18 protein-coding genes and 1 tRNA gene are annotated in these 21,233 nt (G+C 60.5%); 7 read left to right on the plus strand and 12 right to left on the minus strand.

From position 1 onward, the window contains the following. Window positions 1-54: 54 nt before the first annotated feature. The 6 genes from QDY28_RS22390 to QDY28_RS22415 form a co-directional block, all read right to left on the minus strand. Window positions 55-1,650 (minus strand): ABC transporter substrate-binding protein, encoded by a 1,596-nt coding sequence (locus tag QDY28_RS22390; RefSeq protein WP_331383817.1) that lies wholly within the window; start codon window positions 1,648-1,650, stop codon window positions 55-57. Between the two features lie 341 nt (window positions 1,651-1,991). Next, window positions 1,992-2,480, minus strand: a complete 489-nt coding sequence (gene rirA, locus QDY28_RS22395) for an iron-responsive transcriptional regulator RirA (RefSeq protein ID WP_331383818.1) — start codon at window positions 2,478-2,480, stop codon at window positions 1,992-1,994. 167 nt (window positions 2,481-2,647) lie between these two features. After that, window positions 2,648-3,727 (minus strand): M48 family metallopeptidase, encoded by a 1,080-nt coding sequence (locus tag QDY28_RS22400; RefSeq protein WP_331383819.1) that lies wholly within the window; start codon window positions 3,725-3,727, stop codon window positions 2,648-2,650. Next, window positions 3,705-4,772, minus strand: coding sequence for a YjgN family protein (locus QDY28_RS22405; RefSeq protein WP_331383820.1), 1,068 nt, complete (start codon window positions 4,770-4,772; stop codon window positions 3,705-3,707). Before QDY28_RS22405 ends, QDY28_RS22400 begins: the two co-directional genes overlap by 23 nt. Before the next feature lie 194 nt (window positions 4,773-4,966). Further along, window positions 4,967-5,314: a VOC family protein gene (locus QDY28_RS22410; protein WP_331383821.1), complete on the minus strand. Its 348-nt coding sequence runs from the start codon at window positions 5,312-5,314 to the stop codon at window positions 4,967-4,969. 156 nt (window positions 5,315-5,470) lie between these two features. After that, window positions 5,471-6,967 (minus strand): CoA-acylating methylmalonate-semialdehyde dehydrogenase, encoded by a 1,497-nt coding sequence (locus tag QDY28_RS22415; protein ID WP_331383822.1) that lies wholly within the window; start codon window positions 6,965-6,967, stop codon window positions 5,471-5,473. Between the two features lie 112 nt (window positions 6,968-7,079). Between QDY28_RS22415 and QDY28_RS22420 the strand changes: the two genes are divergently transcribed. Further along, window positions 7,080-7,961 (plus strand): LysR family transcriptional regulator, encoded by an 882-nt coding sequence (locus tag QDY28_RS22420; protein ID WP_331383823.1) that lies wholly within the window; start codon window positions 7,080-7,082, stop codon window positions 7,959-7,961. A gap of 117 nt (window positions 7,962-8,078) precedes the next feature. Here the strand turns inward: QDY28_RS22420 and QDY28_RS22425 are convergent, their stop codons facing one another. Next, on the minus strand, window positions 8,079-8,237 hold the full coding sequence (locus QDY28_RS22425; RefSeq protein ID WP_331383824.1) for a hypothetical protein: 159 nt from the start codon (window positions 8,235-8,237) through the stop codon (window positions 8,079-8,081). A gap of 198 nt (window positions 8,238-8,435) precedes the next feature. Between QDY28_RS22425 and QDY28_RS22430 the strand changes: the two genes are divergently transcribed. Both QDY28_RS22430 and QDY28_RS22435 read left to right on the plus strand, forming a co-directional pair. After that, window positions 8,436-9,149: a hypothetical protein gene (locus QDY28_RS22430; protein ID WP_331383825.1), complete on the plus strand. Its 714-nt coding sequence runs from the start codon at window positions 8,436-8,438 to the stop codon at window positions 9,147-9,149. Between the two features lie 111 nt (window positions 9,150-9,260). After that, window positions 9,261-9,407, plus strand: coding sequence for a hypothetical protein (locus tag QDY28_RS22435; protein ID WP_331383826.1), 147 nt, complete (start codon window positions 9,261-9,263; stop codon window positions 9,405-9,407). Between the two features lie 50 nt (window positions 9,408-9,457). Here the strand turns inward: QDY28_RS22435 and QDY28_RS22440 are convergent. After that, a tRNA-His gene (locus tag QDY28_RS22440) sits at window positions 9,458-9,534 on the minus strand. Window positions 9,535-9,760: 226 nt separating this feature from the next. Then, window positions 9,761-10,210: a phasin gene (locus tag QDY28_RS22445; protein ID WP_331383827.1), complete on the minus strand. Its 450-nt coding sequence runs from the start codon at window positions 10,208-10,210 to the stop codon at window positions 9,761-9,763. Window positions 10,211-10,433: 223 nt separating this feature from the next. On the opposite strand from QDY28_RS22445, the gene QDY28_RS22450 reads away from it, so the two are divergent. Beyond that, window positions 10,434-14,090: an ATP-binding protein gene (locus QDY28_RS22450; RefSeq protein ID WP_331383828.1), complete on the plus strand. Its 3,657-nt coding sequence runs from the start codon at window positions 10,434-10,436 to the stop codon at window positions 14,088-14,090. Window positions 14,091-14,108: 18 nt separating this feature from the next. On the opposite strand, the gene QDY28_RS22455 is transcribed toward QDY28_RS22450, so the two are convergent. Beyond that, a complete protein-coding gene (locus tag QDY28_RS22455) occupies window positions 14,109-14,510 on the minus strand; it encodes a GFA family protein (RefSeq protein WP_331383860.1) in 402 nt (133 codons plus the stop codon). A 56-nt stretch (window positions 14,511-14,566) separates the two neighbouring features. Further along, window positions 14,567-15,457, minus strand: coding sequence for a LysR family transcriptional regulator (locus tag QDY28_RS22460; RefSeq protein ID WP_331383829.1), 891 nt, complete (start codon window positions 15,455-15,457; stop codon window positions 14,567-14,569). Between the two features lie 175 nt (window positions 15,458-15,632). On the opposite strand from QDY28_RS22460, the gene QDY28_RS22465 reads away from it, so the two are divergent. The 3 genes from QDY28_RS22465 (at window position 15,633) to QDY28_RS22475 (ending at window position 19,149) form a co-directional block, all read left to right on the plus strand. Continuing rightward, complete coding sequence (locus tag QDY28_RS22465; RefSeq protein ID WP_331383830.1) at window positions 15,633-16,547, plus strand: DMT family transporter; 915 nt, start codon at window positions 15,633-15,635, stop codon at window positions 16,545-16,547. A gap of 170 nt (window positions 16,548-16,717) precedes the next feature. After that, the gene (chrA, locus tag QDY28_RS22470; protein WP_442967573.1) at window positions 16,718-17,956 is read left to right on the plus strand and encodes a chromate efflux transporter; all 1,239 of its coding nucleotides are present in this window, start codon (window positions 16,718-16,720) and stop codon (window positions 17,954-17,956) included. A 170-nt stretch (window positions 17,957-18,126) separates the two neighbouring features. After that, window positions 18,127-19,149, plus strand: a complete 1,023-nt coding sequence (locus QDY28_RS22475) for a class I SAM-dependent methyltransferase (RefSeq protein ID WP_331383832.1) — start codon at window positions 18,127-18,129, stop codon at window positions 19,147-19,149. Between the two features lie 83 nt (window positions 19,150-19,232). On the opposite strand, the gene QDY28_RS22480 is transcribed toward QDY28_RS22475, so the two are convergent. Beyond that, entirely contained in the window at window positions 19,233-21,152 is a 1,920-nt protein-coding gene (locus QDY28_RS22480) for a DEAD/DEAH box helicase (protein WP_331383833.1), read from the minus strand. Window positions 21,153-21,233: the final 81 nt, after the last annotated feature.

The following is a 21,233-nucleotide window of genomic DNA, read 5'->3' on the forward strand; positions in this document are numbered from 1 at the left end:
TGCCTGACCGCCGGTTTCGCCCGGCTCTCGGCCGGGTATTTCAGAGTGTATCCGTTATTCGGCGATATCAACGCCGTCGAAGCGGTGAACGCCGACCGGATCCTGCACATAGCCGGAAACCTTGGCGCTCATCGGAATGAACTCCTCGGAATGGTCGATGGTCATCCACGGAGCTTCGCGCTTGAAGACGACCTGCGCCTGTTCGTAGAGCTTGGTGCGCTCCTTGACATCGGCAGTCTGCTTGGCCTTCTTCACGAGATCGTCGAATTCCTTGTTGCACCACTGGGCGCGGTTGTTACCGCCGACTGCGTCGCAGCCGAGCAGCGTATCCAGGAAGTTGTCCGGATCGCCGTTGTCGCCGGTCCAGCCGAGGATAGCCGCGCCGTCGCGATCCTTGGCGGAGGAGAGCTTCAGGTATTGCGCCCAGTCATAGGTGACGATTTCGGCCTTGACGCCGATCTTGGCGAGGTCAGCCTGCATCAGCTCGGCAGCGCGGCGTGCGTTCAGCATGTACGGACGCGAAACCGGCATCGCCCAGATCTTCATGCTGAGGTTCTTGACCCCAGCCTTTTCCAGCATCTTCTTGGCTTCTTCGGGGTTGTAGGGATCGTCCTTGATGTCCTTGTTGTAGGACCACATGGTCGGCGGGATCGGGTTGGTGGCGACCGAGCCGGAACCCTGGAAGACGGCGTCGACGATCGCGCGCTTGTCGACGGCCATGTTCAGCGCCTTGCGCACTTCGGCCTTGTCGAAAGGAGCGACCAGCGTGTTGTAGGCGAGGTAGGAGACGTTCAGGCCCGGCTGTTCGAGAACCTTCAGGCTCTTGTCAGTCTGGAGATCCTTGATGTCGGCGGCATTCGGATACGGCATGATCTGGCATTCGCCGGACTTCAGCTTCTGCGCGCGAACCGACGCGTCGGGGGTGATCGCAAAGACGAGATCGTCGATCTTTTCCTTGCCCTTGAAGTAGGTTTCATTCGCCTTGTAGCGGATGACGGCGTCGGGCTGATAGGCGACGAAGGTGAACGGACCGGTGCCCAGCGGCTGCTGGTTCATCTGCTCCATTTTCTTGTCGGCCTGCAGCTTGTCCGCATATTCCTTCGATAGGATCGATGCGAAGTCCATGGCGAGGTCGGCGATGAACGGCGCTTCCGGACGGTTCAGCACGAACTTGACGGTGAGGTCATCGACCTTATCGACCGACTTGATGAGGGTCGGGAAGCCCATGCCCGCAGCATATTCATAGGAACCGCCGGCGACATACTTGGCCCACGGGCTATCTTCCTTGAGCTGGCGGTTGAAAGAGAAGACGACGTCGTCGGCGTTGAGGTCACGCGTCGGGGTGAAATAGTCGGTGGTCTGGAACTTCACGCCCTTGCGGAGCTTGAAGGTATATTCCTTGCCGTCCGGGGAAACGGTCCAGCTTTCGGCCAGACCCGGCTCAACCTCGGTGCTGCCGTGCTTGAACTCGACGAGACGGCTGTAAACCGTACGCGAAGAGGCATCGAAAGTGGTGCCGGCGGTATAAATTCCCGGATCGAAACCTTCCGGCGAACCTTCCGAGCAATAGACGAGCGTTTTGGACCAGGCGGACGTCGCCATGACCGAAGTCAGGGCTGTCACTGCCAACAGGACAGAGATCTTTTTCATGATATCGTTTCCCAGGTTTGTTCTTCTTTTGAAGCCGTGGATCCCCAGAGGTTCCCCATCCGGATCGCGCCGATGGAACGCTATTTAATGTTTGAAAGCAACACGCCCCGCCCAAAATTTTTCCAAATTATGGAGTTTGGAAATTTTAAGTCAAAAATGGTCTTGGATTGGTAACAATCTAACGAAATCGCGGCGCTTTTCGACGCAATCTGGACAATTTTACCCTTGCCCGTTCGAAAATACGAATGCTGGGCCGCAGGAGTTGCCGGACAGCACAAATGAAAAATCCGCGGACACCGGAAAGCGGCCGCGGATTGAAAACTGCGCAAAATTAGTCGAGGTCAGGCGGCCGGCGCGGCGATCGCCGGCTTCTTGGCGATCGCCCTGCGATCATCCTCGGTCAGACCGAGCAGGAAGTTGATCTGCGGACGGGCCTTGACGAGATCGTCGATGGAATACTCCGTCAGCACGTCGAAGAAGGCATTGAGCGCCTTGCGCAGCGCCGAATTCAGGCCGCAGCTATCGACCAACGGGCATTCGACGACACCTTCCTCGAAGCATTCCGCCATCGCGAAACTATCTTCGGTCACCTTGACGACATCGAACAGGCTGATGTTGGCCGCCGGCTTGCCAAGACGCACGCCGCCATTGCGGCCACGCACGGTCTCGACGAGACCGGCCTTGGTGAGCGGCTGCAAAATCTTGAACAAAAACAACTCGGAAACACCGTAGGCTTTTGCGATTTCCGGGATGCGGCTCAAGTGGCCTTCATTGGCGGCGCAATACATGAGCATGCGCACTGCGTAGTTGGTCTGCTTGGTCAAGCGCATGCCGATCTCCTGGAATCAAGGCCGTATAGGACGGTTCGACTGGTATATAGTGCCTTTCGTAGTTTTGAACAATTCCAAAAGATGAAAATCACATTCACGTTATTCTGATGGGGATATGGACGTCAGTTCTCTTTTTGGCGGGCGGACGTCGCCCGTTTCCGTCCACTCTATTTTATCCGCAGCTCCTTGGCGTAATCGAGAATAGCCTGCTTGCGTTCCGGCGTGCCGGGATGGGTCGACAATATGCTGGTACCGGAATGATCGTTGAGTTTGGTTTCAAGAATATCGAAGAAGCGCGACAATGCCGTCGCGTCCATGCCCGCTTCTTGCATCAACTCGACCGAGCGCCGATCAGCCTGGGCTTCGGCCGAGCGGGAATAGGAAAGCGCCAACAGGCCGCCTCCCTGAGTCAAAACATCCTGCACGCCGGAACCGACGTCGCCGGCGATCAGCAAGACCAAACCGGCAACGCCGGCGGCCCGGTAAAGCTGGCGTAGGCTGTGCTTGTATTCGACATGGCCGATCTCGTGACCGAGAACGGCGGTAATCATTTCCGTATTGCCGCCGGCGAGGTCTACCAATTCGTCAGTCAGGATCAAATTGCCGTCCGGCAACGCGAAGGCATTCGGGCCGATGACGCCGCCATCGCGAAAATTCAGCTTATAACGGCCAATGCCGCCCTCGGCATGAGCCGCGATCCTTTCGAATTGACTGGTGATATCCTCGCGCTTGGCTTCCGGAAGCTTACTCGGCCCCAGCGTCACCTGGTCCAGCGTTTTCAACGTGCCAGCAGACATCATATCCGGCACAACCGGCGGCGTCACCAGCACGGCGACCTCCACCAGCGCCGGCAAGGCATAGTGATAGATGGTTGAAGCCAGCACGATCGTCGCAACAACGAAGGCGATCATACGCGGGCGAACAATCTCCAATCGATGCACGAAACCGCTGCGCCCCTCGCCGCGGTCTTGGAGATAGGCGTCGACGGCATCATTGTCGCGGGTTTCGAAGACGGATTCGTTGCCGAAGATGATGCGCCGCGGAATGGAGCCGACGCGCGGGCTGATTTCGATATCGGAACGGATGCCCCAGGCCAGGCGCTTGTCCTTCTCATCATCCTCATCCGAGAGCACGGTGAGCGAACCGCCGATATCGGCCAGCCGCGCCGGAATTGCGCGGCTGGAATGGGGCGGATGCCAGGTGCCCGTCGCAATTGATGCAGGATCAGAAACCAAAGTCGAAGCCATCGATATCGAGATATTCCGCACTGATAACGCCGCCGGTCGAGCGGATCTGGTCGAAGACGACGCCGATGTCGCCGTCGACATGAATGGCGGTATGCTCGGCGAGATAGCGTTGCAGGCGCACCGCCGCCCAGGGACGCATCAGGCCGAGGGTCGCGAAGGTGACGATCACATTGGAGATCGCAATCCACGCATAGCGCCGACGACCGAGATCGCTTTTGAGTTGATGGCGATGATCGACCATTGTAGCCGACCAGATGATGTTGCGCACCGCCGCGCGATAGTAGAGACCGGCGATTATGTAGATCGGGAAAATAAGCACAACCATCCAATGCCCCAGGCTGATGCTATCCATTCCGCGACCCATCGAGTTACCGCCGAGACCGGCCGCGACAGCGCTCAAAAGCCCCAGGATCACGATGCCTGCGATCACAATCGCGACTAAGGTGATCAACGCCTCGTAGAGCGCGCCCAATCGCGGCTCGGTGGAGAACTGTCGATCGCCATAGCGCAGATTGTCAAAGATATATTTGTAGAACCAGCGGCTTGCGACCGGAGACAGCAACCCAAGGGAGATCACCGTTATCAGGGCACCTAAAAAGATCGCCTTGAAAGCGCCGCCATAAGTGCCGACGAAATCGAAACGCACATTGCGATAGCTCGTCACGCGGGCATTGAAGCGCAAGCCGCGCATCAGAAACCAAGGAAATGCAACGATCAGCAGCGGTATGACGATCAGCGCCGCGAGTGGCGCGACAGTCGTGACGACCTGCATGACGATCAGAAGCCCGAAGACGATCAGGCGGCCGATAAAGATTTGCTTGCCCTTGGCGTGATATTCGAATGTATGCCCGAGCAGCGCGGTATTGCCATAAAAATAACGGTTGCGCCGGACTTTCGCCCAGGCCGAATAGATGCCCAGGGTAATAATCGTCAGCAAAACATTGACGATCCAAATACCGAAATACTCTGCGGCACGGCCGGTAAACGACGCACGCTGGAAAAACCGGCCCTCCCCTATCGGATAGCTCTTTTCAACAACTGCCATGCTGAAATCTCCCTGCCCCTTATTGCCGGGTCGCCGGCTGCATTGCGAAGCAAAAAATTCGCCTCATAGCTGCATTTGAGAGCAGGAAAATCAGCGGTAGGCAATGGGAAAATAGGCAACCAGAACAGACAGCGCCGGCTTGCCGCAACTGGGGCCAGGACTGCGGCCTCAATGCCACAGCAACAGCCTGGAATTCACGTCGCCGAAACCCAGACCGCCATCTCGCAGCCGCCAGGCTCGCGGAAGTGAAAGCGGCGGCCGCCGGGAAAGTCGAAGGCTTGGCGCGTGACGACGCCGCCGGCGAGTTCGACGGCACGCTGCGCCGCTTCCAAGTCCGTCGTGCGCACGACGGGAAGTGGTGCTTCGGTGGCCGCTGCCGCGTCACCCTGGATACCGGCGTCGATGCCGGCCGCTTCAATGGCATGATAGGTCGGCCCGTAGCTGACGAAGCTCCAGTCGAAGGCTTCCTCGAAAAAGCGGCGGGTCTTCAACCCGTCGGTGGATGGAAATTCGAGATAGTCGATCTGATAGGTCACGGGCATCACACCGTCCTCCGGTTGTTCTTGTTTTGTTCTAAAACAAAACGCACCATTCGACAAGATGACTCAGCAGAAAATAACCGCAACAAAAAACCGCCGCCCAAATCTGCCTGAAAGCAGCATTGAGCGGCGGTTCGTATCAGAGGATACCGAAGAACTTTACTTCATCGTCGGCATGACGAATTCGGCACCATCCTTGATGCCCGACGGCCAGCGGGCGGTGATCGTCTTGGTGCGGGTCCAGAACTTGATCGAATCCGTGCCGTGCTGGTTGAGGTCGCCGAAGCTCGAGGCCTTCCAGCCGCCGAACGAGTGGTAAGCAAGCGGAACGGGGATCGGCACGTTGACGCCGATCATGCCGATATTGATGCGCGAGGCGAAATCGCGGGCGGCATCGCCGTCGCGGGTGTAGATCGCAACACCATTGCCGTATTCGTGCTTCATCGGCAGATCGAGCGCTTCTTCGTAGTTCTTGGCACGGACGACCGAGAGGACAGGCCCGAAGATTTCGGTCTTGTAGATATCCATCTCCGGCGTGACATGGTCGAACAGCGTACCGCCGACGAAATAGCCGTCCTCATAGCCCTGCAGCTTGAAGCCGCGGCCATCGACAACGAGCTTGGCGCCTTCTTCAACGCCGCGGTCGATCAGGCCGTTGACGCGGTTATAGGCATCCTTGGTGACGAGCGGGCCCATATCGGCCTTGTCATCGGTGTAGGGGCCGATGCGCAGCGACTCGATCTTCGGCACAAGCTTTTCGACCAGGCGATTGGCGGTCTCTTCGCCCACCGGAACGGCAACGGAGATTGCCATGCAGCGCTCGCCCGCCGAACCGTAGCCCGCGCCCATCAGGGCGTTGACGGCCTGATCCATGTCGGCGTCCGGCATGATGATCATGTGGTTCTTGGCGCCGCCGAAGCACTGCGCGCGCTTGCCGTTCATCGCAGCCGTGCCGTAGACGTAGCGGGCGATCGGCGTGGAGCCGACGAAGGACACGGCAGCGATATCCGGATCGGCCAGAATGGCGTCGACGGCTGCCTTGTCGCCATTGATGACGTTCAAGATGCCTGCCGGAAGACCGGCTTCGATCATCAGTTCGGCAAGACGAAGCGGCACGGACGGATCACGCTCGGACGGCTTCAGGATGAAGGCGTTGCCGCAGGCGATCGCCGGCGCGAACATCCACATCGGGATCATCGCCGGGAAATTGAACGGCGTGATGCCGGCGCCGATGCCAACCGGCTGGCGGATGGAATACATGTCGATCGCCGGGCCGGCGCCTTCGGTGAATTCGCTCTTCTGCAGATGCGGAATGCCGCAGACGAATTCGCAAACTTCCAAGCCACGAAGGACGTCGCCCTTGGAATCGTCAACCGTCTTGCCGTGCTCCTTGGAGAGCATTACGGCGAGCTCGTCCATATGGCGGTTAAGAAGTTCGACGAACTTGAAGAAAACGCGGGCACGGCGCTGCGGATTGGTGGCGGCCCATTTCGGCTGCGCGGCCTTAGCATTTTCGACGGCGGCGCGAATTTCCTCGACGCTGGCGAGCGCGACCGTCGCCTGCACTTCGCCGGTTGCCGGATTATAGACGTTGCTTGTGCGGCCGCTGGTGCCGGCGACATGCTTGCCGCCAATGAAATGACCGATCTTCTGCATGGATATGCCTCCTCGTTTTCTGGAATGATGACAGGATGGCACTTCAATTTGCACAAATCAATGAGCTGTTATAAGCAACCGTTGTGCAGAAATTAAAGTCCGGGATGTGCATATGGATTGGGATGATGTTCGCATGTTCCTCGCTGTTGCCCGCACGGGGCAGATCCTGGCGGCCTCGAAACGGCTTGGGGTCAACCACGCCACGCTCTCCCGGCGGGTGACGACGCTGGAGGAGCGGCTGAAAACGCGGCTGCTGGTGCGTCGCACCAACGGCTGCGATCTCACCTCCGAAGGCGAAATCTTCCTGCATGCAGCCGAGCGCATGGAAACCGAGATGCTGCGCGCCCAGGCGAGCGTCGGCCATCTCGACAGCGCCATTACCGGCACGGTGCGTATCGGTGCGCCCGACGGTTTCGGCGTCTCCTTCCTCGCCCCTCGCTTGGGCCGGCTGATTGCGCGCTATCCGGAGCTGCGGATCCAATTGGTGCCGGTGCCCCGCTCCTTTTCGCTGTCGCAGCGCGAAGCGGATATCGCCATCACGCTGGAACGTCCCGAACAGGGTCGCCTGATTTCGTCCAAGCTGACGGACTATACGCTCGGCCTCTACGCCTCCAAGGCCTATCTCGATCAGGCGGGCCTGCCCGACAGTGTCGAGGCGCTGAAACTGCACCCGCGCATCGGCTATGTCGAAGATCTGATCTTTACCGCCTCACTGAATTTTTCCGGCGAAATCATGCGAAGCTGGGACGCCTCGTTCGAAATCTCCACGTCAATCGGCCAGACGGAAGCGGTGCGCTCGGGCGCCGGCATCGGCATTTTGCACGATTACATCGCCAGGCAATATCCGGAGCTGATCCGCATTCTTCCCGATGTTTCGATCAAACGCGCTTATTGGACCACCTACCATGAAAGCGCCCGGGATCTGGTGCGGGTACGCACCGTCGCGGATTTTCTGCAGGAGCTGGTGAGCGAGGAAAGGCGAATGTTCTTCTGAAGCCAGTGTTTGGCCTCTAAAGCTCGTCGCGATCTTTCAGATTCGCTTCCACGCTTTAGCTCCTTGTTTTTGCATGTCGTTTTCGCAAAACCGCCGCACACTTTTGCGCGACATGCATTAGGCATGCTTCGGCGGCTCTTCGTTCTCATCGGGATTGGGAACAGGAATTTCATCCGGCAGCCTATCGGGATCCGGCTCCTCTATCGGCGGCTCCGGCGTCCAGCCTGGACCGGGCATCGGTGGCTTGTCGGGAATCGGCTCGCGTGGCACGGACATGGCGAGGTCCTTCCGTCTTGTTGTTGATATGAACAGAACTGCGGCGAGCTGGCACGGTTCCAAAGGAAATCCCATCGCCCCGGTGTGAATGCCACGACGGGCTCTCCTGCGCCGGGCTTTGCGCATGGCGCCAGTTCGTGCATAAGTAGAGCAGCAGGCTTTCGTTTTCATCCAGGCAGGGTCCGAGGGGGACGCTTGATGTTGAAAGGCGGGGTATTCTTTGCGGCACTTGCCGCCGGTCTCAGTGCATGCACGACCATCGACTTTTCGCAGCTCCCCCCGGCCACGCTTGCCGGCAGCCTGTTTGTGATGTGGGTCGGAGAGGGAAATTCCAGCGGCGACGGCAAGTTCGTTTTCGTGCCCGATCCCGCCGATCCCCTGACGTTTCGGCGAGCCGACCGCTCCCTGCCGGGTGCCGAGATCCAGCCCGGCCTGATGTACACGGATGGCGGTTCCATTCCGAAGATCGCGCAGGTCTTCAAGGGCTTGTCGCCATGGGGATATGCGCCTGCCTATATGATCCACGACTGGATGTTCACGGCGCACCATTGCATCGTGGATGGTGAAAACGACAAGAGGTTCGACCAGGTGCGCGACGTATCCTTCAAGGACTCGGCGGATATCCTCGGCGAAGCCATCCAGGGCATGGTGAAAGCGAACAAGGTTCAGCGCAACGATGTGGCCGGGACGGCCATCACGGCGGCGGTCGGCAGCAGCATTGCCGAGAATCTCTGGAACAAAAAAGGAGCATGCGCCGCCTCCAAGGTCAGCCCCGAGGATGTCGCAGCGGTCGAAAAAGCCATCCCCGGCGCCGCCCGGCCTGCCGCCAGAAGAACATTCAGGGTCCCGCCCGAAACTCCCGCAATACCACCCCGCGCCCGCGCCAGGATTGTCTCGCGAATCACGTTCTAAGACCATTTTCAAATGGCGGCCGGAAGGCGCTGCGCGGCGTAGAGATGAAGCCGCGCTGGACAAGGGACAACCTTGGCCTAAAATTTTAGGAATGTCGAAGGGAGCAAAATCATGAGCGAGAAGAAGAAGCCGGATCTGACCGAGAAGGAACGCAAGGAGCAGGACGATTATCTCGAAGAGGCGCTCGAGGAGACTTTTCCTGCGAGCGATCCGATCTCACCGGGACATGTCGCAAAGAAGCCCAAGGACAAGAAATAGCCCGCGTTAACGCCGAGCTTCCTGCTTTCGTCTGATCGATGGGGGAAAAATGGTACGGTTGGGTGGTCTCGAACCACCGACCTCAGGTGCCACAAACCTGCGCTCTAACCAACTGAGCTACAACCGCACATGCCGCGTCGCCGCGGGGACGGGGGTCACATACGAGGACTTTGAAATTATTTCAAGTCCTATCTCCCTGCAATATGAAAAAGCTGGGTATGACCCGCCTCCAAAGCAGGCATCGCATTCGGGCGACGTTGCGAAAGGCGCTCTGCCCCCCGAAACTAAAACGTCCCGTTTTCAGTGTTCATCTGAAAACGGGACGTTCCGGCCTTGGGAGGCGTTCTGGAAAATTAGGCAGCCTTGAAGGAGGACATGGCCTTTTCAGCGGCATCCTTGGCGGGCTTTGCCACCTTTTCGGCAACCTTCTTGGTGGTTTCCTGGATGGACTTGGCCTGCTCGACCGTTACTTCAGCCTGCTTGCGGATGAAGGAGGTCTGCAGTTCGAAGAGTTCAGCGACGGACTTGACGCGAAGCAGGGCTTCCATGTGCGCCAGCGAGCTTTCGGCATTGGTGCGCAGCACGTCGATGGCCTTGAGGCCGATTTCCACGGAGCCGGCCTGCGCGGTCTGCACGGTGGCTTCAACAGTCTTGCTGGCTTCTTCGGCGGCCGTCTTCATCTTGGCAAAGGCTTCCTTGGACTGTGCAGCGCCCTTTTCGGCGAAGTCGCGGAAGGATTCAGACAGCTTGGACGGGTCGAATGCAGCCGTTGAAAAAACGTCGTCTTTCTTTACAGTAGCCATGATAGCGCTCCTATATGGGCCCTCCTCAGAGGCGCCCTTGGTGAATTGATTGAGCTCTATATAATATAAATTATGGTGCAGCGCAACATGTTTTTTGCAATGCACAACACGTTAACCCTGCCAGTCAAAAACCTGGCCCTTCGCTGGACCTGAAACCGGGGCGCCGTTATTAATAAAGCGTTAAAGCAAGAGAGGCGATCACGCCCGCAAAGCAGGTCGGAACATGCCCGCAATTCAGTACCCGTTCATTGATATTGCCGTGCACCCCCGCGTTCGGGAACGTTTTGCGCGCGGCGAAGCCATGGTGCTGTTTTCGACCGGCATGGACCGCGTGCTTTGGGCCAACGGCGCCGGCGCCAATCTCTTCGGCTATGATATCATTTATGATTTTCTCGATCAGGGACCGAAGGCCGGCGATGTCTCCTTCCGCCAGATCGAGGCGACGGCGCGCGGACTAGGCGCGGTCGGCGACCAGCGCACCTTCCTGATCCGCATGGCCTCCGGCTTCCAGCGCGCGGTCGTCAATGCCGCGGTCGAAATCATCCGCGTCCAGGCGGGCGAAGAGGCGATCCTGTTCTCCTCGCCGGTCTCTTCTAAGCCGATGGCCGCAGCCGAGAGTGCAAAGCGGATGATCGACGGCTTCGACGATCCCGATACGCATATGGCTGTGATCGGCCGCGACGGTGAAGTCATCGCCGCCTCTGCCCGCTTCGATGCTCTGGGCGTGACGCCGCAGACCGCAAGGATGCTGACGACCATGGCGGGCGCGCAGGCGGAGCGGCTTATCAAGCGGCCGATTCCGACCGGTCATGGCTATCTGCCCGCCGCCGTTGGCAAGCTGTCGGAAATCCCTGCCCTGCATCTGCTCTTCGTCGTCGATACCGCGGCCGGCAATCTCGACCCGACGGCAAGCCTCGGGGCCGATGCATCCGCCGCCTCGGCGACGGAGGCCGCAATGGAGCCGGAAGCGGAAGAAGCGCGGAATGAACTCGAGACTGCGGCGGCTGAGGAGGCACCTGTTGTCGATACGACACCTGCCGCGGAAGCGCCCTCACGTGAGGTCATCGATGCGGTGGCGGAGATCGCGGAAGTCGAGCATATGCCGGAAGCGTCTAGCGCCGACCATGAAGAAATGCATGCGCACACCGATGCCGGGGGCCAGAATATCGATGCCCTGGTGATGATGGACGGCGCGACGCCGGAACAGATCGAGGCGGCCGCCCATGCCGACGAGCTTGTACCGGAGGCCGATGACGATCTCCGGCCCGGCGCCGGAGAAAGGCAGCCGGAGGAGGATGCGGAGGCAGGCGCTGAGCCGGTCATACCCGAGGCCAGCGTTCCCGAAATCGACCAGCCGGAAGGCTTCATCTTCAAGCGCAGCGGCCGCGCCACCCGCTTCGTCTGGAGGATCGATGCCGAAGGCCGCTTCAGCGAAGTCTCGCGCGAATTCGCCGAAGCCGTCGGCCCGCATGCGACGAAAGTAACCGGCGTTGCCTTCGCCGACATCGCCAGGCATTTCAATCTCGATCCGGACGGCAAGATCGCCGAGCTTCTGGCGCGGCGCGACACATGGTCGGGCCGGACGATCTACTGGCCGGTGGAAAATACCAGCCTGGTGGTGCCGGTCGATCTGGCCGCATTGCCGACCTATACGCGCAGCCGCGAATTCGACGGCTTCAGAGGTTTCGGCGTCGTCCGCCTGTCTGATGCCATCGAAGATCCGATGAAGCTTGGCTTAACGCTGGATGGAGAGGGCGAGCGGGTCACCACGCCGGGCACTGCAGAAGAGCCGGTTATCGAGACGGCTGCGCCGGCAATTGCCGAAGAAGCGCTGCAGGACGCGGCTGAGGAAAATGCTGCCGCAGAAGACGAGAGCGCGCGCGAAGCAGAATTCCAGGCAGCGAACGAACCCGTTCCCGGCGACGACGAGCCGCCTGCCCTGAAAATTACCGAGACGCCGAACCGCCGGGACTCCGACAAGATCATCCGGTTGCACGAGCGGCGGGCGCTAAATCCAGGCGGCTTGTCGCTCAGCGAGCAGGCAGCCTTCCGCGAGATCGCCCGGCAGCTCGACCCGTTCGGCAAACGCGCCGAGCCGCCCGGCGGCCAGCCTGAAACGATGGAACACTCCGAAGAGGTGGCTGATATCTCCCCGCCGCCGAATGTGGCGGATGAGGTTCTGTCCGATGCCGCCGAAGCGCCGATCGAAGACAATGCTGCCGAAGATCAGCCGCATGCCGAAGATCAGCCGGAAAGCGACGACACCGCACAATCCGAACCGGACATCCCGGCGCCTTTGGCCGAGACGGAAAAGCCGGAAGGGAATATCGATCCGCTGGAGGTCTTGAGCACCGCCATTCCGCCACGCGTGAAAATGCGGGATGGGCTGTCGGCCGAGATCGTCGATCAACTGCCTCTTGCCATTCTCGTCCATGCCGGCGACCGGCTGATCCACGGCACTCCGGAATTCCTGCGGCTGACGGGCTATGAAAGCCTCACGGACCTTGAGCATGTCGGCGGGCTGGATGCGCTGCTGCAGCGCCATGACCTCGAAGGCAAGACCGAACGGCCGGGGACGATGATGGTGGTACGCGCCGACGATACGCTCGTGCCCGTTACCGCGCGGCTGCAATCGATCCGTTGGGAAGACGGCACCGCTTTGATGCTGGCGCTGATGCCGCTTGAAAAGAGCGAGGCTCCCGCGCCGGAGCCCGTGCCGGAAGAAGCGCGGCCGGAACGGATGGTCGAAAAACTCGCCAAGCTGCAGGTCGAAATCGAAGAGCTGCGTTCGACGCTGGAAACGGCAACGGATGGGGTCGTCATCATCGGCCAGGAGGGCGAGATCCGCTCGATGAACCGATCGGCAAGTGCGCTCTTCAACTATGACGACCAGGAAACCCGCGGCAAACCCTTCGTCATGCTCTTTGCGCATGAGAGCCAGAAGGCCGTGCTCGACTATCTCGGCGGTCTCTCCGGCCATGGCGTGGCCAGCGTGCTGAACGACGGCCGCGAAGTGATCGGCCGCGAGGCCTCGGGCGGCTTCGTGCCTTTGTTCATGACGATGGGACGGCTGAACTCCTCCAACGGCTATTGCGCCGTCATTCGCGACATCACGCAATGGAAGCGCACCGAGGAAGAGTTGCGCAATGCCAAGCGCGCGGCGGAGACCGCCAATGCCCACAAGACCGATTTCCTCGCTCGCGTCAGCCATGAGATCCGCACGCCGCTCAATGCCATCATCGGCTTTTCCGACATGATGGCCGGCGAGCGCTTCGGGCCGATCGGCCATTCCCGCTATATCGAATATGCAGCGGATATCGGCCGCTCGGGCCGGCATGTGCTCGACATCGTCAACGATCTCTTGGATATCTCCAAGATCGAAGCCGGTGAAATGGACCTGGAATTTGCCTCCGTCGGCCTGAACGAGGCAATTGCCGAAGCCGTGTCGCTGGTGCAGCCGCAGGCCAACAGCCAGCGCGTCATCATCCGCACGGCGCTGTCGCAGGCCGTGCCGAACGTCGTCGCCGACCTGCGCTCGATCAAGCAGATCGCGCTGAACATCTTGTCGAATGCCATCCGCTTCACGCCCTCAGGCGGTCAGATCGTGGTCTCTACATCTTATGAAGGCAATGGCAGCGTCGTCATGCGCATCCGCGATACCGGCGTCGGCATGACCCGCAGCGAGCTGGAACAGGCGATGAAACCCTTCCGCCAGGTGTCGACCAATGCCCGCAAACGCGGCGACGGCACCGGCCTCGGGCTGCCGCTGACCAAGGCCATGGTCGACGCCAACAGGGCGACTTTCTCGATCAATTCGGCGCCGAACGAGGGGACATTGGTGGAGATCACCTTCCCATCGCCGCGCGTGCTGGCAAACTGAGAAATCGTCGGCCCGCCATTAAAACCATAGATCGCGCACGCACCGCCCTTTGGAAGGAAGGTCTTCAAACGTGTCGAGCCCATCGAAGTGATCGATCGGCAGGTCAGAAACGAGATCCGGCGGCGCCAGCCGCATGTTTACAGCCATGCGTCGACGGCCATCCTTTTGGAGCCTCAGCCCCCGCCAGCTCAATACGCAGGCGCAGGACGGGCAGAACAATATTTCCAGAGAAGATTTATCCCTGGCGGCGCGCGTATAAGCCGAAGTCTGTCCGGTAACGGAGACTCGCTCCCCTTCGTAGTCATAGACCCATAGCGCGCCATAACGCCGGCAGAGCGTGCAATTGCAGGCCGTGATCGAGCCTGGATCGCCTTCGAGTGTCCATCCCGCCTTGCCGCAATGACATGAGCCGATCAGCATGAGCATGCCGCTCCATTTCTTGTCCATTCGAAGACGGCATTTTGCCTCCACTCAGCTCAACTCGCCAGAGCCAAGCCACCATAACGGCTGATTTCGCTCTCGATCTCCGCCACAAGCGTATCGAGCGCGGGATTCCTCACCTTGCGTCCGCGGCGCACCACATAGGCCAAGGCGGGCGGTGCCGGCAGGCCATTGCTGACGATCTCCATCTCGGGCTGCAGATGGCGGCCGTTCAGAAGCGCCACGCCCAAACCGGAGGTGACGGCCGCAATAATCCCCGCCGCGCTCGGGCATTCGAATACGGTTTCAAGAACGACACCACCATCCTGTCCGATGTCGAGCGCCCATCGGCGATAGAAGCATTCATCGTCGAAGGACAAAAAAGGAACCGGGCCGTCTTGCGGCAGGGAGAAGTCGGGATGCTTGACCCAATGAAGCTGCTCCCGAAAGAGGACGACATCGGCCGGGCGGACTTCATGGGCGAAAACCTGCACGATCGCGGCGTCGAGCTCCCCCCGCTCCAACATCCCCCGTAGGACCAGGCTCATGCGAACCTTGGTGCGCACGGAGACGTTGGGGTGCAGGCGGCGAAAACGCCCCAGGATGCGGGCAAGGTCGGTGCAGGTCGTATCCTCGGTCAAGCCGAGGGCGACACGCCCGGCAAGCGACGTCTTCGACAGGCTCAACAGCGCCTCGTCATGCAGGCCGAGGATGCGCCCGGCATAGTCAAGCAGATCCTCCCCGGCTGCGGTGAACATCGATGCTCCAGGCTTGCGGTTCAGCAGATCGCAATCGAGGCTCGTCTCGAGCCGCTTGATCTTATGGCTGACGGCGGATTGCGACAGGCCTAAGGCCTCGGCCGCACGGGTGATGCCGCCGTGGTGGCGGATTGCCCATAATGCGCGCAGTGCGTCGATTTCCAAACGCCTATTGGTAAACTCGGTCATGGCATACTCGCCTCGGATGATCGTCTTGCAGAAAGAATGCATATTCCGGCGCAATCAGGCAAATACTCATTGGTTCCGAGACTGAAATGTCATGTCATGATCGATATTTGTCATGTGTAATCGAGCCGACACTCGCCTATGGCTGAGCGGCAGGTGACATCCAACCGAGGACCCTATGACTGACCAAGCCCTGTCTCGGCCCTTGTTAAACAACCGCCGCTTTCTTTGGCCGTTGATGGCGGCGCTGTTGATCATCAGTTGGAGTTCCGGCTTCGTCGGTATTCGCTATGCCAGCCAGGAGGCCAGCGTCATACTCGTCCTGTTCTGGCGCACGCTGCTATCTGGATTGGTCCTGCTGCCTTTTGCCTTGGCGGTCGGGCCGCGCATGCGTTTGCGCGCGATCGCGGGACAGATGGCATTCGGCGTCATGTCGGTCTTCCTCTATCTCGGCGGCTTTGCGCTGGCGATCGAACAGCGGGTGCCGACGGGTCTGGTTGCGCTGATCTCCGATCTCCTGCCGCTAGCGATTGCCGCGCTGTCCCAACCCGTCTTGGGCGAGCGGCTGAGCGGCCGCCAGTGGCTTGGGACAGCGATCGCGGTGGCGGGCGTGCTGATCGTATCGCTAGACAGTCTCAGCTTCGGTGCGGCTCCAAGTTGGGCCTATGGATTGACGGTCGGCTCGATGCTCGTCTTTGCGCTGGCATCGGTTCTGCACAAAAGGCGGCGGACTATGCATATGCCGGTTCACCAAAGCCTCTGCATCCATACGCTTACAGGCTCGGTGTTGTTCGGCGTCTGCGCCGTGATGCAGGGGGATCTTGCCCCGCCCATGACCCGCGGTTTTGCTATCGGGATGATATGGCTGGTGCTGATCGCAACCTTTGCCGCCTATTCGGTCTATTACACCAGCCTGCGGCTGTTCCCGGTGGCGCAGGTCAGCGCGGCCATCTATCTCAGTCCACCCGTCACCATGCTATGGGCCTGGGCCTTGTTCTCCGAACCACTGACGACGGCAATGTTCGTGGGATTGGCGGTGACCTTGGTGGGCGTCTGGCTGACCTCGCGGGGACCGATGGCTGAAACGGTCTGACCTATTCCTATGAGGCAGACGCTTCTTCGCGTCTGCCCGATCACGTCGCCCATCGCCCGAAAACGAACGACGACCGATCAATGGCAACTGGCTCATTGCAAGGCAAGATCGCAGTCGTCTACTGTCATCGCGCCGTCACTGACGACGAGGATATGGAGCGAACGAAGACGTTGGGGGGTGTGGTCGTGGATATAAAAGAGGTAGCCGGAGGCGGAGCTGCAGTTCCACCTGCGGGCACGCCTCAGGAGGTCTTCGGCGCGTTCCTCAAGCTCGGCCTCACCTCGTTCGGCGGGCCGATCGCGCATCTTGGATATTTCCGCGACGAACTCGTGGCGCGGCGGAAGTGGATCGACGAAAAGGGTTATGCTGATCTCATTGCCCTCTGTCAGTTCTTGCCAGGACCTGCCTCTAGCCAGGTGGGCTTTGCCATGGGCCTGTTGCGAGCCGGCCCGCTGGGGGCGCTCGCGGCATGGAGCGCTTTTACCCTTCCGTCAGCACTGATCCTGTTCATCTTCGCCACCGCGGCCGCTGCCCTCGACAATCCCCTCGGGCAAGGTTTGCTGCATGGCTTGAAGCTCGTTGCCGTGGCTGTCGTCGCCCAAGCCGTCTGGGGCATGGCAAAGTCGCTGACGCCAGACAGGCCGCGCGCCGGCATCGCGCTCGCAGCGATTTTCGTAGTGACGTTTGGCGGGACGCTCGGCCAGCTCGCAGCCATCGTGCTGGGGGCCGTTTCAGGGCTTGCCCTTTGTCGCGGGGCTGCGGTCGAGCACAAGCCAAGTCTTTCGTTCGGAATATCGAGATCTGCGGGCCTCACCTGTCTGCTGGTGTTCCTGCTCCTGTTGCTCGGACTGCCGCTCGTTGTTTCGGCTCTGGATTGGCAGGGGCTGCGACTCTTCGATGCCTTCTATCGTTCCGGCGCGCTGGTGTTCGGCGGCGGACATGTCGTGCTGCCGCTGCTTCAGGCGGAGGTGGTGAGGCCGGGCTGGATATCGGAAAACGCCTTCCTTGCCGGCTACGGCGTTGCGCAGGCCGTTCCAGGTCCCCTCTTTACCTTTTCGGCCTATCTCGGGGCGGCATTGGTGCCATCTCCCCATGGCCTTGCGGGCGCAGCAATCGCTTTGCTCGCAATCTTTCTGCCCGGCTTTCTGCTGCTCGTCGGCACCTTGCCTTTCTGGGACCGGCTCAGCGCCTATCCGCGCGCTCAGGCGGCCATGCGCGGCGCAAACGCAGCCGTGGTCGGCGTGCTGGGCGCCGCCCTCTACAATCCGGTATGGACCAGCGCTGTCCATACGTCGGCCGATTTTGCCTTTGCCCTTTCCGGCTTCCTTCTGCTGGCGGTGTGGAAGACGCCGCCTTGGATCGTCGTGGTGCTGATGGCCGCCAGCGCGCTTGTTTTTCAACTAGCGTAGCGGCGACGCTGACGGATGTCTGATGATCCATGCGGCCCGTCAGCCAAAAACGCCTGACGCGTCATCGGTATTTTAGAGATCCAAAACTTACTTTCGGTTGCTTTTTATGGGATAGTTCGCCGTTGAGACCGGCTATTCCGGTCGGTCGTTGGGCGCATAAGGGGGCTCCAATGTCATCGACGGCAGCAGAAGCAGGCGCGGGCGGGGTTTCGCCCAATTTGGTGGTTGATGCGATGTTTGCGTGCCGAAAGACGGCCGCTATCAAGGCCGCCATAGAACTCGATCTTTTTACCTTGATCGGTGACGGCCGCGACGCGGCATCCTTGGCGACCGCGACGAATGCTGCCGAACGCGGCATACGCATTCTGTGCGACTATCTCGTCGTAAACGGCTTTCTGATCAAGACGGGCAATCAATATGCCCCGACGCCATCCAGCCGAGTATTCCTTGATCGGCACTCGCCGGCCTATATGGGCTCAGCCATCGAATTCCTGGCCGCACCGGAAATGCTAAAGCAGATTCTGGACGATCCGACTTCCTATGTCCGCAATGGCGGATCCGTTGGATTGGCAAACATGTCGCCCGACAATCCCGTTTGGGTGAAGTTTGCTCGCGGGATGGGTTCATTTACAGGCAGCAGCGCAGTCAGTCTCGCTGCTGAAATGGCCAGCTTGCCCGTGCCGCCAAAGAAGATTCTGGACATCGCCGCAGGACACGGGCGTTTCGGAATCGAGATGGCGAAGACTTTTCCTTCGGCCGAAATCGTCGCGGTCGATTGGAGCTCAGTTCTGGAATTGGCGAAACATAATGCGCGGCAATTTGGCGTCGCCGAACGTTACAAGGTCATTCCCGGCAGCGCGTTCGAGGTCGATTGGGGCACGGATTATGATCTCATCCTGCTTCCAAACTTTCTGCATCACTTCGATATGGAAACCTGCGCCGGATTGCTCAAAAAGGTTCGGGCGAGCCTGAGCCAAGACGGCAAGGTGGTCGGCGTGGAATTCGTGCCCAATGACGATCTCGTTTCGCCTCCCTTCCCCGGCGCCTTCTCGTGGGAGATGCTGGCCAGTACGCCGAAGGGCGAGGCCTACACGCAGAAGGATCTAGCCGAGATGGCTAGACGTGCCGGTTTTCAAAACGCCAGGGTAAAACCGTTACCGCCATCGCCGGCGAGCTTGATCTTCTTCGAGTAGCGGCGCTCTGGATATCTCCTGTTACTGGGAGATGTGGAGATTGCGGCAAGGGGGCTGCTGCCCCCTTCAGCTCGGCAAAGAAATTACTCCCCCCGCGCCTTCGCAGCCTTGCGCGCGGCCCTTGAATTCGGCTTGCTGGGCTTGGGAGAGCCGTCGTTCTTGGTGAAACTCGGCTTGCCGGGCTTCTTTGCCCAAGGCTTCTTATCCGAGCGCTCGGAAACGCCGCCTTCCCCCGCATGCGCCCGCTCCGGCTTCCGATCGGACTTCCATTTCGGCTTGCCGCCGTCCTGAGGACGAGCATCCCTGTCGGCGAAGGGCTTCTTCTTGCCGTAGGTTCCTTCCCTCTTGGCCTGCGAAAAATCCGGTACACCGGCGAGCGGCTTGACGCGGATGCCTCTTTCCAAGGTCTTGTCCGGGCCGATGGTCGACAGGAAGCGTTCGGCGCCTTCCTGTGAAAACTCGACGAAGGTTTCCTCGGGCTGCATCTTGATTGCGCCGATGTCGCGCTTGGTGAGGCCGCCGTTGCGGCAGAGCATCGGGATCAGCCAACGCGGCTCGGCATTCTGCTTGCGGCCGACCGAAAGCGACACCCAGACGCCGTCGGTGAAGTCGTTGCGTCCGGACGACGTCACGTCGTCACGAGAGACGGGGAAATCGTCGCGGCGTGGCTTTCTCCGCTCGCCTTCGGCCGGCACGTCCTGCAGTTCCTCAGGCGCGGAATGGCCGGCACGATACTGCCGCAGGAATGCAGCGGCCACCTGCTCGGCGCCGTGGCGCTCCAGCAATTGCTGCACGATCGACTGCTCGTCTTCGGCAAGCGGTGCGGCAAAGACCGGGTCGGCGAGAAGGCGCTCATTGTCACGCTGGCTGACTTCGTCGGCCGATGGGGGCTTCGCCCAGGTGGCGCGGATGCGGGCAGCTTCCAGCAGGCGCTCGGTGCGGCGGCGGGCGCTGAGCGGCACGATCAGGGCGCTGACGCCCTTGTTGCCAGCGCGTCCGGTGCGGCCGCTACGGTGCAGCAGGGTTTCCGGGTTGGTCGGCAGGTCGGCATGAACCACCAGCTCCAGACCGGGCAGATCGATGCCGCGGGCGGCGACGTCGGTCGCGATACAGACGCGGGCGCGGCCATCGCGCATTGCCTGCAGCGCGTGGGTACGTTCGCTCTGGCTGAGCTCGCCCGAGAGCGCAACGACGGCGAAGCCCCGGTTATTAAAGCGCGCGGTCAGATGGTTGACCGCGGCACGCGTCGAGCAGAAGACGATAGCGTTCTTCGCTTCGTAATAGCGAAGCACGTTGATGATGGCGTTTTCCCTGTCGCTCGGAACAACCGTCAGGGCGCGATAGTCGATATCGACATGCTGCTTGGTTTCCGAGGCGGTGGCGATGCGCACGGCGTCGCGCTGGTAGTTTTCGGCGAGCTTTGCGATCGAGCGCGGCACGGTCGCCGAAAACATCAGCGTCCGCCGCTCGGCCGGTGCAGTTTCCAGGATGAATTCGAGGTCTTCGCGGAAGCCGAGATCGAGCATCTCATCGGCCTCGTCGAGCACCACGGCCTTGAGCCCGGAGATATCCAGCGAATTGCGGCGGATATGGTCGCAAAGGCGGCCCGGCGTGCCGACGACGATATGGGCGCCGCGCTCCAGGCCGCGCTTTTCCGTGCGCATGTCCATGCCGCCGACGCAGGAGGCAATGGTCGCGCCTGTCAATTCATATAGCCATTCCAGTTCGCGCTGCACCTGCAGCGCCAGTTCGCGGGTCGGCGCGATCGCCAATGCCAGCGGCGTGCCGGCCCGGCCGAAACGCTCGGAACCGTCGAGCAGGCTAGGCGCCAATGCCAGACCGAAGGCAACCGTCTTGCCGGAGCCGGTCTGTGCCGAAACCAGCGCGTCCTTGCCGGCAAGGCCGGGATCGAGCATCGCCTTCTGTACCGGCGTCAGCGCTTCGTAACCGCGCTTTGCCAAAGCCTGGGCGATCGCAGGAACGATGCCTTCGAATTCGGTCATATCTTGTCTTTCGGAATTCTTCGCGCGCCAGCCGGCGTGGATCATCGTGGCCCGCACGTTGCAGGCCTCTTCTTCAGGCGT

It is taken from the genome of Rhizobium sp. BR 362, from assembly GCF_036528765.1.
In the GTDB taxonomy this organism is placed as follows: domain Bacteria; phylum Pseudomonadota; class Alphaproteobacteria; order Rhizobiales; family Rhizobiaceae; genus Rhizobium.